Origin of the sequence: Pigmentiphaga litoralis (genome assembly GCF_048632615.1) — a bacterium.
GTDB classification, from domain to species: domain Bacteria; phylum Pseudomonadota; class Gammaproteobacteria; order Burkholderiales; family Burkholderiaceae_B; genus Pigmentiphaga; species Pigmentiphaga litoralis_B.
Genome location: NZ_CP184479.1, coordinates 1,434,854 through 1,449,740, shown reverse-complemented (window position 1 = coordinate 1,449,740; position 14,887 = coordinate 1,434,854). Strand labels below are relative to the sequence as shown.

General features: G+C 67.5%; 2 protein-coding genes and 1 pseudogene. All 3 read left to right on the top strand.

Annotated elements, in window-relative coordinates:
- The first annotated feature begins 27 nt into the window (after window positions 1-27).
- Complete coding sequence (locus tag ACNANG_RS06360; protein WP_420226476.1) at window positions 28-13,281, top strand: VCBS domain-containing protein; 13,254 nt, start codon at window positions 28-30, stop codon at window positions 13,279-13,281.
- Window positions 13,281-14,045 (top strand): efflux RND transporter periplasmic adaptor subunit, encoded by a 765-nt coding sequence (locus ACNANG_RS06355; protein WP_420227464.1) that lies wholly within the window; start codon window positions 13,281-13,283, stop codon window positions 14,043-14,045. The genes ACNANG_RS06360 and ACNANG_RS06355 overlap by 1 nt, the downstream gene beginning before the upstream one ends.
- Window positions 14,042-14,875, top strand: a pseudogene (locus tag ACNANG_RS06350) (biotin/lipoyl-binding protein); the annotation flags it as partial. The gene ACNANG_RS06355 and the pseudogene ACNANG_RS06350, both read left to right, overlap by 4 nt.
- Window positions 14,876-14,887: the final 12 nt, after the last annotated feature.

Genomic DNA, 14,887 nt, shown 5'->3' with positions numbered 1-14,887 from the left:
GCGTCCGCGCCGGCCGATGGATCGGCCTTGCTGCTGTCGACCACCGCCAGCCTGCGCTTCCTGCCCAACGTTGCGAACTACAACGGCACGCCAGGCAGCCTGGTGGTGTACGTGTCCGACAGCGCCGTGACGACCACCGCGAGCAGCGACATTTCGGCCAGCCTGGGCGCCACCAGCCATTGGTCCACCGCGGTGTCGCTGGGCACCACGGTTGCGCGGCAGAACGATGCGCCCGTGCTGACTGGCACCGCCGCGTCTCCGACCCAAACCGAAAACGCAACGACGGGCAGCGGTGTGTCGGTCGACCCGGTCAAGCTCGTCAACGCCGGATCGGCCATCGCCGACCTTGACCTGGCCACATCGGCCGGACTGGACAGCACGATCTTCGGCCAGGGCAGCATCACGGTGCGGATCACCGATGCGGCGGGCTACGTCGCGGGCGACGTGCTGGGGGTGGATCTTGCCAGCCTGCCGGGTGGTGCGCTGCCTGCCGGTGTCAGCGTGTCGGGCGGATCGGGCGCCGATCTGGTCATATCGCTGGCGGCGGGCACGACGCTGGCGCAGGTCGGCCAACTGGTTGACGCCATCACCTATCGCAGCACGAGCGACAACCCGACGGTCAACGGTTCGCGCACGACGCGCGATTACAGCGTGACCGTCAGTGACGGCAACAACCAGCAAGCCGGCGGCAATGCGGGCGGTCCGACCGCGCTCGACAGCGCGCCGATCACCGGCCGTCTGACGATTGCCCCGGTCAACGACGCACCCGTGATCGACCTGAACGGCGCAGCCGCGGGCACGGACGTGACCTTTACGTGGACCGAACCGTCCAACGCGGCCCACGTGGCCTTGCCATTCGTCGCGGGCACGCTGGTGACCGACGTGGACAACAGCAACCTGACCGGCTTGCGTCTGGTCGTCGCGGGCGTGGTCGATGGCGCCAGCGAACGCATCGTGCTGGGCGGGCGCAGTTTCACGCTGAATGCCGACCAGCTCATCAACGACACCAGCGGCGCCTACACGATCACCTATGTGGCCGCGACGGGCACCTTTACCGTTGCGCCCGTGTCGGGTGTGGCGACGACCGGGGCCCTGCAGACGCTGGTGCGCGGTCTGGCCTACGTCAATGACAGCGACAACCCCACGGCCGGCAACCGGACCGTCACACTGCAGGTGACCGACGCCGGCTTCGAGGATACGGCGGCATCGACCGGCAAGCTGGCCGGCAACGTCGCCACGGCGACGATCGCCGTGGTGCCTGCCAATGATCAGCCGGTCATCTCGGGTCTCGATCCGGTCACCTTCTTTGAAAACGCCATCAACCAGTCCGCCGCGATCATCGACGGCGCAGTGGTGGTGGCCGACGTGGACAGCGCGAGCTTCGCCGGCGGCAGCCTGACCGTATCGGGACTGGTGGCGGGACAGGACATCGTGTCCCTGGGCAGCAACGTGCCCGCCGTCGTTGGCGCGGTGCAGCGCAACGGCGCCACGGTCGAGTACTACAACGGCAGCGCCTGGATCACGGTAGGCTCGATCGCCGGCGGCGCCGGCAACACGTTGACCATCGGCTTCAATGCCAACACGACCCGTGATGTCGCGCAGGCGGTCGTCAGTGCACTGAATTTTGCCAATACGTCGGATGCGCCCACGACGACGCGCACGCTGACGCTGGCCCTCAACGATGGCGGCACCGGCACGGCGCAGACGCAGACGGTGCTTGTCACGATCGTGCGCGACAACGACGCGCCGGTCATGACGGCAGGGTCGGTGGCCGGCACCGGCTATACCGAGCAAGGGACGGCAGTGGCATTGCTGGGCGGCCCTATTGCCGTGTCCGATCCGGATGCGGTCGCGAACTTCTACAACGGTGGGGCCAACATCGGGTCGCTGACGGTCGCCCTGGGCAGCTATCAGACCGGCGACGTGCTGTCGGTCGCGAATCAGGGGACCGCTGCGGGCCAGATCGGCGTGTCGGGCAGCACCGTGTCGTATGGCGGCGCGGCGTTCGCCACGATGACTGGCGGATCAGCCGCCAACCTGGTGCTGACCTTTACGTCCAACACCGCCACGCCGGCGGCGGTCAGCGCCTTGCTGGCGCAGCTGCGCTACAGCTCCACCAGTGATGACCCGACCGTCAACGGCACGCAGACGGGCCGCGCCTTGACGATCACCTTGAACGATGGCGGCAACAGCAAGGGTGCGACGTCCAGCACCGGCGCGCTGACGGCGGCGCTGAGCGGCACGATCGCCATCACCGCCGTGAACGATGCGCCCGTGCTTGGCGGCGCTTTGCCGTCACCGACCTTTGTCGAGAACGGATCGGCGGTGGTGCTGGATGGCGGCCTGACCCTGAGCGATGTCGACGACACGCAGATCTCGTCGGCGACTGTCACGATTGCATCGGGGTTGCAAATGTTCGACGCGCTGCTGTACGCGGGCCAGAACGGAATTGTTGCAAGCTACAACGTGAGCAGCGGTGTGCTGACGCTGTCCGGCACAGCCACCCTGGCCGAATACCAGGCTGCCTTGCGGTCGGTCCAGTTCTTCTCGGACAGCGACGATCCCACCGCCAACGGCACCGCAGCGACACGCAGCATCAACTGGACGGTGACCGATGCCGGATCGGACGCCGCGGCTGCCACGAGTCTGACGCGCACGACCACTTTGACCGTGACGCCCCAGCAGGACGCGCCGGTCATCAGCGCAGGCGGCACGCTGGCGTACACCGAAAACGCCGCGGCACAGGCGATCGATGGCACCGTGAGCGTGGTGTCGGACGCCGACGACACGCAGCTGAGCGGCGCGACCATCACGATCAGCAGCGGCTACACCGCGGGCGATGTGCTGAGTTTTACGCCGCAGAACGGCATCAGCATCGTCAGCAACACCAATGGCGTGCTGACCCTGACCGGCAATGCCACGCTGGCGCAGTACCAGACCGCGCTGCGTTCAATCGGCTATGCGTCGACGTCGGAAGACCCGACGGCGACGTCGGCGACGCGCACGGTCAGCTGGCAAGTGCGTGACGCCAATTCGGATGGCGCCGGCGTGGCAAGCAGCAGCGTCGTGACCAGCACCATCAACCTGACGCCGGTGAACGATGCGCCGGTGCTGGGCGGGGCCTTGCCTGCGCCGACCTATACCGAGAACGGCACCGCCGTTGCGCTGGATGGCAATCTGACGATCGTCGATGTCGACGATACCCAGATCGCGTCCGCGTCGGTCGCGATCTCGTCCAATTTCACAGCCGGCGACACGCTTGGTTTCGTCAACCAGTCTGGCATCACGGGCAGCTACAACGCCGCCACGGGATTGCTCAGCCTGACCGGCACCGCCACCATCGCGCAGTACCAGACGGCGCTGCGTTCGGTCACGTTTTCGTCCACCAGCGACGATCCCACCGCCAATACCAGCGCAACGACGCGCGGCATCAGCTGGACGGTCACCGACGCGGGTTCGGATGCGGCAGCGGCAAGCAGTGTCGCGCGCACCACGACCCTGACGGTGACGCCTGCGCAGGATGCCCCGGTGCTTAGCGCGGGTGGCACGTCCACATATGTGGAAAACGCGCCGGCGCAGGTCATCGACGGGACGGTTACCGTCGTGTCCGATGCCGACGATACCCACTTGAGCGGCGCAACCATTACGATCAGCGGCGGCTATGCGGCCGGCGATACGCTGGGCTTCACGCCGCAGAACGGCATCAGCATCGTCAGCAATACCAATGGCGTGCTGACGCTGACCGGCACCGCGACCCTGACGCAGTACACGCAGGCGCTGCGGTCGGTGACCTTCTCGTCGACCTCGGATGACCCCACGGCCACGTCTTCCACGCGCACCGTCAGCTGGCAGGTCCGCGATGCGAACTCCGACAATGCAGGGGTCGCCACCAGCACGGCCGTGACCAGCACCGTCACCCTGACCGCGGTCAACGATGCGCCTGTGCTGGGCGGCGTGCTGCCTTCACCGACCTTTACGGAAAACGGCACGGCCGTCGTGCTGGACGGCGGACTGACCTTGAGCGATCTCGATGACACGCAGATCGCCTCGGCATCGGTGCGCATTTCGTCAGGCCTGACGGCAGGCGATGTACTTGCTTTTGTCAACCAGTCTGGCATCAGCGGCAGTTACGACGCAGCCACGGGGCTGCTCAGCCTGACCGGGACGGCCACGCTGGCCGAATACCAGGCGGCCCTGCGCACGATTACGTTCGGGTCGTCCAGCGACGATCCCACGGCCAATGCCACGGCCACGACGCGCGGCATTACCTGGACGGTGACCGATGCCGATTCCGATGGGGCAGGGGCAGGCAGCGGCACGCGCGCGACCAGCGTGACGGTCGTTCCGGCGCAAGACGCGCCGGTGCTGACCGCGGGCGGATCCTCGACCTATATCGAGAATGCGCCGGCGCAGGCGATCGATGCCACCCTGGCGGTGGTGTCCGATGCCGACGACACGCACTTGAGCGGCGCCACCATCACGATCAGCGGCGGCTATACCGCGGGCGACGTGCTGAGCTTCACGCCGCAGAACGGCATCAGCATCGTCAGCAACGCCAATGGCGTGCTGGTCCTGACCGGCAACGCCACGCTGGCGCAGTACCAGGCCGCGTTGCGTTCGGTGGGCTATGCGTCGACGTCGGAAGACCCGACGGCCACGTCGGCCACCCGCACGGTCAGCTGGCAGGTGCGTGATGCGAATTCGGACGATGCGGGCGTTGCCAGCAGCGCCGTCGTCACCAGCACCATCACCCTGACGGCCGTCAATGACGCGCCTGTGCTGACGCCACAGGCGGGGTCGGCGGCGTTCACCGAAAACGGATCGGCCATTGCCGTCGACACGGGCCTGACGGTCAGCGACGCCGACGATACGCTCATCACTGGCGGCACCATCACGATCACCACCGGCGCCCTGGCGTCGGACGAGTTGGCCGTTGTGGTGGCAGGCAGCAACATTACCGGCAGCTTTAATGCGGCCACGGGTGTGCTGACCCTGACCGGCACCGACACGCTGGCAAATTACCAGACGGTGCTGCGCAGCCTGACCTACCGCAACAGCAGTGACGACCCGACCGACAACGGCAGCAAGCCCAGCCGTGTGATCACGTACCGCCTGACGGATGCGGATTCCGACGGTGCGGGCGCGGCTTTCGGCACGGCCACCAAGACCATCGCCATCACGGCCACGCAGGACGCGCCGGTTCTGACGGCCGGCGGGTCCACGACCTATGCGGAGAACGCGGCGGCGCAGGTCATCGACAGCAGCGTGACAGTGGTCAGTGATGCCGATGACACCGAGTTGAGCGGCGCAACCATCACGATCAGCAGTGGGTACACGGCGGGCGATACCCTGGGCTTCACGGCGCAGAACGGTATCACCGTGGTCAGCAATACCAATGGCGTGCTGACGCTGACGGGTACCGCGACCCTGGCGCAGTACCAGGCGGCGCTTCGTTCGGTCACGTTTGCATCGACGTCGGACGATCCCACGGCCACCTCGGCGACTCGCACGATCAGTTGGCAGGTCCGGGATGCCGATTCGGATGGCGCCGGGACAGCCAGCAGCGCGGTCGTGACCAGCAGCCTGACATTGACCCCGAGCAATGACTTGCCGGTGCTGGGCGGCGCCTTGCCCGCGCCCGAGTTCATTGAAAACGGGACGGCCGTCGTGCTCGATGGCAATCTGACGGTGTCCGACCTGGACGACACGCAGATCAGCGCGGCGTCGGTAGCGATTGCCACCGGCCTGACGGCGGGCGATACGCTTGTATTCGTCAACCAATCGGGCATTACCGGCAGCTACGACAGCGCGACGGGTGTGCTCAGCTTGAGCGGCACCGCGACGCTGGCGCAATACCAGGCCGCGCTGCGATCGGTCACGTTCCTGTCGAGCAGTGACGACCCGACGGTCAATGGCACCGCCACCACGCGCGGCATCCGCTGGACCGTCACGGACGCCGGATCGGACGCGGCGGCAACGACCAGCCTGGTGCGCACCACCAGCCTGACCGTGACCCCGGCGCAGGACGCACCCGTCATGACCGCCGGCGCCACGCTCAACTACACCGAGAATCAGGCGGCTGCCGTTATCGACGGCACACTGACCATCACCGACGCCGACGACACGCAACTGACCGGCGCGACCGTCAGCATCGCTGCCGGCCTGACGGCAGGCGATGTGCTTGCATTCGTCAACCAATCGGGCATCAGCGGCAGTTACGACGCACCCACGGGCGTGCTGACCCTGTCCGGCACGGCCACCCTGGCGCAGTACCGCGATGCGCTGCGCACGGTCACTTACGCATCGACCAGTGAAACCCCCGCGCAGTCCTCGGCCACGCGCACGATTTCCTGGACCGTGGTGGACGCCGATTCGGATGGCGCGGGTGCGGCACGCAGCAGCGCCGTGACCAGCGTGATAGCCATCACTGACGTCAATGATGTACCCGTGGCCAATCCGGATACCGGGGCCGTGACCGAAAACGCAGTGCTGACGACAACGGCGGCAAGTGGCGTGATCCAGGGCGCGGTCAGCAGCGGCACGGACACCGATCTGGATGGCGACACACTGTCGGTGATCGGCGTGACGACGGGCACGGCAACGACCGTGGCGGGCGTCGGCACGGCCAACACCGGATCGGCCCTGGTCGGCGCGCTGGGCACGCTGACCCTGAACGCGGATGGCAGCTACCGCTACGCGGCGGACCAGGCGGGGGCGGAAGCCCTTGCAGCGGGCCAGACGGCAACGGATACGTTCAGCTACGCCATCAGCGATGGCAAGGGCGGCACCGCTTTCACGACGCTGATCATTACCGTGACCGGCACCAATGACGCGCCGACCACCGTGGGAATCTTGCCACCGGTCACGCAGGCGGACAGCACGGTCGTTTCCGTGGCGACGGCAGGCGGCTTCGCCGACGTCGACCAGAACAACACCTTTGCCTACAGCGCGGCCGGCTTGCCGGCTGGGCTGACGATCGATACGGCGACGGGCATCATCTCCGGCACGCTGGATCATCAGGCCAGCCAGGGCGGAACGGGCGGCGTGCATACCGTTGCCGTCACGGCGACCGACAGCCAGGGCGCCAGCGTGACGCAGCGCTTTACCTTTACCGTGACCAATCCCGCACCGGTGGCAACGCCGGATACCGGCAGCGTGAACGAGAACGCCACGCTGATCGTCGGCGCCGGCGACGGCGTGATTCTTGGAACGGTCGGGACCGACACCGATGTGGACGGCGATGCCTTGACGGTCATCGGCGTCGGCACCGGCACGGCGGCGTCCGTGGGCGGCGTCGGCACGGCCCACATCGGGACGGCGCTGGTGGGCACGCTTGGCACGCTGACCCTGAACGCCGATGGCAGCTATCGCTACGTGGCCGATCAGGCCGCGGCCGACGCGCTGGGCGCAGGGCAGACCGCAACCGATACGTTCAGCTATGCGATCAGCGACGGCAACGGCGGAACGGCCTTCAGCACGCTGACGATCACCGTGACCGGCGTCAACGATGCGCCGACAGCGGTGGGCGCCTTGCCGCCCGTGACGCAGGCCGACAGCACGGTGGTCAACGTGCCGACGGCGGGCGGTTTCACGGATCTCGATCAGAACAACACCTTTGCGTACAGTGCGGCCGGATTGCCTGCGGGACTGACGATCGATGCGTCGACCGGCGTCATTTCGGGCACGCTGACCCGCGATGCCAGCCAGGGCGGAGTCGGCGGCGTGCATGCGGTCACCGTATCCGCCACGGACAGCCAGGGCGCGGTGATCACGCAGCGGTTCGACTTCACGGTCACCAACCCCGCGCCGGTGGCAACGCCGGATGTGGGTAGCGTGGGCGAGAACGCCACGCTGGTCGTGGGTGCAGGCGACGGCGTCATTCTTGGCGCGGTCGGCACCGATACCGATGTGGACGGCGACACGCTGGTGGTCACGGGCGTGACGACCGGCACGGCTGGCAGCCTGGCGGCTGTCGGGTCCGGCAACACGGGTACGGCGCTGGTCGGCACCTTGGGCACGCTGATCCTGAACGCCGATGGCAGCTATCGCTACGTGGCCGATCAGGCCGCGGCGGACGCGTTGGGCGCAGGCCAGACCGCGACCGACACCTTCAGCTATGCGATCAGCGACGGCAACGGCGGGACGGCGTTCAGCACGCTGACGATCACCGTGACCGGCGTGAACGATGCGCCGACGGCGGTGGGCGTTCTGCCACCGGTCACGCAGGCCGACAGCACGCGGGTCAACGTACCGACGGCGGGGGCATTCACCGATACGGACGGCAACAATCGCTTCACCTATGGCGCCACGGGCTTGCCGGCAGGTCTGCGCATCGATCCGGCCACCGGCGCCATCACGGGCACGCTGGATCACCAGGCGAGCCAGGGCGGCACGGGCGGTGTCCATGCCGTCGTGGTGACGGCGACCGACAGCGAGGGCTCGGCGGTCACGCAGCGCTTCGATTTCACCGTCACCAACCCGGCACCGGTCGCGGCGCCCGATACCAACACGGTGGTCGAGAACGGCAGCCTGGTGGTGGGCGCAAGCAACGGCGTGATCCTTGGCGCGATCGGTACCGATACCGATGTGGACGGCGACACGCTGGTGGTCACGGGTGTGACGACTGGCACGGCTGGCAGTCTGGCGGCTGTCGGGTCTGCCAACACCGGAACGGCGTTGGTTGGCACCTTGGGCACCTTGACGCTGAACTCGGACGGCAGCTATCGCTACGTGGCCGATCAGGCCGCGGCGGACGCGTTGGGCGCTGGCCAGACGGCCACCGACACCTTCAGCTACGCGATCAGCGACGGCAATGGCGGAACGGCCTTCAGCACGCTGACGATCACGGTCACGGGCAGCAACGATGCCCCCACTGCCGTCGGTACCTTGCCGCCCGTGGTGCGCGCCGACAGCACTTCCGTGAATCTGCCCACGGCGGCAGCGTTTGCGGATGTGGACGGCAACAATATCTTTACCTACAGCGCCAGCGGCCTGCCCGCCGGGCTGACGATCAATGCGGCTACGGGCCTGATATCGGGCACGCTGGATCATCAGGCGAGCCAGGGCGGCACGGCTGGCGTCCATGGCGTCGTCGTCACGGCCACCGACAGCCAGGGCGCAACGGTCACGCAGCGCTTTGACTTCACCGTCACCAATCCGGCACCGGTCGCGGCGGCGGACGTCGGCAGTGTGGGCGAGAACGCCACGCTGGTCGTGGGAGCAGGCGATGGCGTGATTCTTGGCGCGGTCGGCACCGATACCGATGTGGACGGCGACACGCTGGTGGTCACGGGTGTGACGACTGGCACGGCTGGCAGCCTGGCGGCTGTCGGGTCTGGCAACACGGGTACGGCGCTGGTCGGCACCTTGGGCACGCTGACCCTGAACGCCGACGGCAGCTATCGCTATGTGGCCGACCAGGCCGCGGCGGACGCGCTGGGCGCAGGCCAGACCGCCACCGACACCTTCAGCTACGCGATCAGCGACGGCAACGGTGGCACGGCCTTCAGCACGCTGACGATCACCGTCACGGGCAGCAACGATGCCCCGACGGCGGTCGGCACCCTGCCGGCAGTGGTTCGCGCCGACAGCACGACGGTCAGCCTGCCCACTGCCGCCGCCTTTGCGGATGTGGACCGCAACGACACCTTTACCTACGGCGCCAGCGGCCTGCCTGCCGGACTGACCATCGATACTGCAACGGGTGTCATCTCGGGCACGCTGGATCGTCAGGCCAGCCAAGGCGGGATCGGCGGCGTCCATCGCGTCGTCGTCACCGCGACTGACAGCCAGGGCGCCAGCACGTCGCAGCGCTTCGACTTCACGGTCACCAACCCCGCGCCGGTGGCGACACCGGACACGGGTAGCGTGGGCGAGAACGCCACGCTGGTGGTCGGCGCAGGCAACGGCGTGATTCTGGGCGCGGTTGGTACAGACACCGACATCGATGGCGACCCCTTGCAGGTCATCGGGGTCAGCACGGGCACGTCGGCTTCCGTCGGCGGCGTCGGTACGGCCAATATCGGGACGGCATTGGTCGGCACCTTGGGCACCCTGACCCTCAACGCCGACGGCAGTTATCGCTACGTGGCGGATCGCGCCGCGGCCGATGCATTGGCCGCTGGGCAGACGGCCACCGACACCTTCAGCTACGCGATCAGCGACGGCAACGGCGGCACGGCCTTCAGCACGCTGACGATCACCGTGACCGGCACGAACGATGCGCCAATCGCCCAAGCCGACACGGGCGCGGTGCGCAACGGCGAGACCGTGGTGGTCCCGGCAGGGCAGGGCGTGATCCAGGGCGCCAACGCCACGGGCCGTGACAGCGATGTCGATGGCGACACGCTGCAGGTCGTGGGCGTCTCCACCGGCACGGCGGCCAACGCCGCAGCCGTCGGCAACCTGGTCGGCCAGCCCTTGGTCGGCGCCTTCGGGACGCTGACCCTGCGTCCGGATGGCAGCTATACCTACGTGGCCAACCAGCCTGCCGCCGCTCAGCTTGCCGCCGGTGCGCAGGCGGCTGACGTGTTCAGCTATGCCGTCAGCGATGGCCACGGCGGCACGGCGGTAGCGACGCTGACCATCACGGTGACCGGGACCGCACCGGTGATCCCAGTGACCCCGTCCGAACCGACCTCGCCAACGTCTCCCACGGCGCCCACGGTCCTGCCCCTGCCGGAATCGCCAGCACCGATCCAGATCGGCAGCAACGCTGTCCGGTCGGGCGTCATGGCGACGCGCTTCATGACCGAACCGCCTGGCGTCTGGCAGGAATACTGGGGCGATAACCGCGTCATCAATCTGCCGCTGCCCATCCACCCGATCGTGTACGTCGAAGTGACCGTGGAACGCGAACAGGCGCTGCGTTCGGGAAGCGACATGTCGGCGTCGGGCATCGACGTCAACGCGATCGATACCGGCAGCACCGACATCGTGTCGCGTGGGCAGGGGCTCGGCCAGGATGCATCCATCTTCGTGCGGCATGCCGTGAATGAAGCGGAACGCGAACAGGCCGGGTTGCGCGTTCGTACCTTGGGACGTGATGGACGCGTCTCGTTGTCGGCCGACAACCTGCTGCCGACCAACAGCCTTTTCGCGCTGGACCTCGTCCCGTCCGCGCAGGGCAGCCGCGAGGCTGCGCCACCCCGCCGCCGATCGCCCGGCGCCGGTTCCCGAAGCCAAGCGCAGTGGCGCTGCGGGCTTTGCCGATCAACTCAAGCGCGCAAGCCGGAGCGTCAGCCCCCTGCGCGCCGCCGACCCGGTGTCCGCCCCGCAACTGGCGCTGCGCACACCGGCCCCCATGCCTTCGACTCACCAAGAATGATGACCATGAACGCACTGAAACTCAGCGTCCTTGCGGCGGTATCCGTCGCGCTGGCTGGCTGCTCGTCGATGAACCCGACGCCTTTTACCGAGTCGCAGGTCAAGGACCGCGTCGCCGCCGACCGCGCCAGCATGTACGCCGACCAGGAGCCCATCCTCAAGCCGATCACGTTCGAGGAAGCCGCCGCGCGCGCGCTGAAGTACAACCTCGACTACCGCCTGAAGCTGATGGAAACGGCGCTGGCGCAAGGCCTGCAGGACGTCTCGCGCTGGGACATGATGCCGCGCCTGCTGGTCGGGGCGGGGTACGCGTCGCGCAGCAACGATTCGGGCGGCCGGTCGATCGGCATCGTGAGCCGCGAAGAGACGCTGTCGCCTTCCACCTCGCAGGAACGCACGCACACGCAGGCCAATGTCGAGCTGTCGTGGAACATGCTGGACTTTGGTGTTTCGTACTACCGCACCAAGCAGAAGGCGGACCAGTACCTGATGGCCAAGGAGCGCGAGCGCAAGGTCATCCAGAACGTGCTCCAGGACACGCGCAACGCCTACTGGCGCGCCCTGGGCGCGCAGAAGCTGATCGCCCGTGTCGATGACCTGATGACCCGCGTCGAAGCCGCATTGACGCGTTCGCGCCAGGCGGAGCAGCAAGGCCTGCTGCCGCAACCGACCGCGCTTGCCTACCAGCGCGCGCTGCTCGACGCCGTCAGCCTGCTGTCGGTCCGCCGGCAGGAACTGGAGCTGTCGCGGGCGGAACTGGCCGCGTTGATGACGCTGCCGCCAGGAACGACCTATACGCTGGCCGACATGGCCGAACCGACGCTGCCCCCCGTGCCGACGAACGTCAGCGCACTGGAAGAGATGGCGCTGCAGCATCGGCCGGAGTTGATGGAAGAGTGGTATCGCAAGCGCGTGACGGCCAACGACATCAAGGCGGCGATGATCCTGGCCATGCCTGGCATCCAGTTCGATTTCCTGAATGCGCAGTACGACTCGAACCGTTTTCTGTACAACAATTCGTGGATCGACTCGGGCATCAGCGTGTCGTGGAACCTGTTCCGGCTGGCCTCGCTGCCTGCCCTGCAGCGCGCGCATGAGGCCCAGAACAAGACCGACGACTATCGCCGCATGGCGCTCGGCATGGCGATCCTGACGCAGGTCCGCATCGGTGTGCAGCGTTACGCGCTGGCGGCCAACGACCTGCGCCTGGCGCGCGAGTCGGCGCGTGTCGATGCCCGCCTGCTCAACTACGCCAAGGCCGCCGCGACGACCCGCGTGGACTCCGAACTCGAAGTGATCCGCGCCGAAGCGCGTGACCTGCTGACCACGTATCAGCAGTTTGCAAGCTACTCGAACGCGCAGTCGGCATGGGGCCGCCTGTACAACTCGATCGGTCTGGATGTGTTGCCCGAGCAGATCGCCGGGCTTGACGTGGTCACGCTGGCGCAGTCGATTGCGCGCACGACGGCCGAGTGGGAGCAGACCACCTTCCAGTCGTCGCAGCCCGTGGGCGGCGCGATGCAGCCCGTGCCCGTGGCGGTCGATGACGCGCCGGCAGGCATGGACCGCGCGGCCTTGGCGCAAGTGGGAAAGGACGCATTAATTCGCCATGACGTGCTGGCGCGCAACGCCGGCGCGCCGCAAACGCTGCGGCTGACGGTGACGGTGCAGGGTGGCCCGGTGGGCACCCGGACCGCAACGGTGTCGATGCGTCTGACGGACGCGCAAGGCTCGGCGCCTCGCGTGTTGACGTACGCCGCCGTGATTGGCGAGGTGACGCAGCGGGCGCTGTCCGGCGTGGTCGATGCCGCCGTGGCCGCGAATGCGCCCAAGCTCGCGGCAGTGCTGCAGGCCGCGCCTGTGGCGGTCGCCCCGGCCGACGCCATGTCGATCGCGCCGCAAGCGCAACTGGCCGTCAGCGCCGAGCCGCTGCGTGTGGCGGGAGACGCGAAGTGATGCGGTTTCAACGATCCGCTCTGGCAGCCGCGTTGAGTCTGTCGACCCTGACGGCGGTGGCGCAGACGCCCGCCGCGACGGCTGCGCCGGAAGCCATGGACCCCAACGTCGTGCGCGTGATGATCTCGCCCGACAAGGAAACGACTCTGGCCGCGCCCATGAACGGACGCATCAAGACCCTGAACCTGACGCTGGGCAGCACGTTTCCACAAGGCCGCACGCTGGCCACCTTCGATTGCAGCGAGAACGATGCCCGCGCCAAGATCGCCGCGGCCGAACTGAAGGCTGCGCGCGAAACCTATGAAGCCAAGGTACGTCTGCAAGGGCTGCAAGCCGCGGGTGATGTGGAGGTCAATCTTGCCGCCGCTGCCGTGGACCGCACGGTCGGGCAGGTGGAACTGGCGCAGGTGCAGAACGCGCAATGCGCGGTGGTCGCGCCATTCGCGGGCCGTGTCGCCAAGATCTTCGTGCGCCAGTATCAAGGCGTCAACATCGGTACGCCCTTGGCCGAGATCATCAGCAATGGTCCGCTCAAGATTCGCCTGAATGCCCCGTCGCGCTGGCTCAAGACGCTCAAGGTCGGCACGCCATTCGAGGTTGCGGTCGACGAAACCGGGGTCACCTATGCCGCCAAGGTGTCGGCGCTGGGTGCGCGCGTGGACGTGTCGGCACAGACCATCGAGATCGAAGGCCAGTTCACCGCCGTGCATCCCGGCCTGCTTGCGGGCATGAGCGGCACGGCGCGATTCGCAGGACTTAAATGACCGCTGTTTCCGCGTTGTGGCAGGCTGAAGACAGCTGCCGCAAGGCCCGCACCTTCGATGCCTTGTGCTTCACCATCGTCAACGAGACGTGGCAAGTGCTGCCCTACCGGCAGTCGTCGTTCTGGCGCCTGGGCGCGACGGGCCCTGACCTGGTGGCTGTCTCGGGCCTGGCCGCGCTGTCGGAAGACAGCCCGTTCACGGTCTGGACGCGGCGTATCGTGCGCGCGATTGCCAAGGACCTGCCCGACGCGGTGCAGGTGGTGAACCTGGATGCGAGGGCAGACGCCACGGCATCGGACGCCGTGCCGGCCTTGCCCGCGCTGACTCCTGCGTTGATCGACGGCTGGGAAGAGTGGTGGCCGGCGCATCTGGTGGTGGTGCCGCTCGTCAAGGACGGCGAACGCCTGGGCGTCTGCCTGTTCGTGTTCGAGAACGCCCCCAACGAGACGGAACTGGCCATTTTCGACCGGCTGCAGGCCTGCTGGTCCTACTGCGCCTGGGCGCTGACACGGGTGCGCAAATCGCCTGTCGGATTCCGGCTGCCTCGCGGACCCAAGGTCTGGCTGGCCGCCGCACTGTTGATCGCGCTGATGTGCGTGCCGGTCCGGCAGAGCGCGTTGGCGCCTGGCGAACTGGTCGCTCTGAAAGCCATCGCGGTGGCCGCGCCGCTGGATGGAGTCATCAAGTCGTTCGACGTCCAGCCGAACCAGCGCGTCAAAGCCGGAACCTTGCTGTTCTCGCTGGACGACACCACGCTGCGCAACCGCCGCGAAGTCACGGCTCGCGCGCTGGAAGTCGCTGCCGCGGAACTGCTGTCCGCGCAGCAGCGGGCGTTCGACGAC

Bases quoted from the DNA above. Each gene is read 5' to 3' on its own strand.
- ACNANG_RS06355 (WP_420227464.1), top strand. From the start codon at position 13,281: ATGCGGTTTCAACGATCCGCTCTGGCAGCCGCGTTGAGTCTGTCGACC.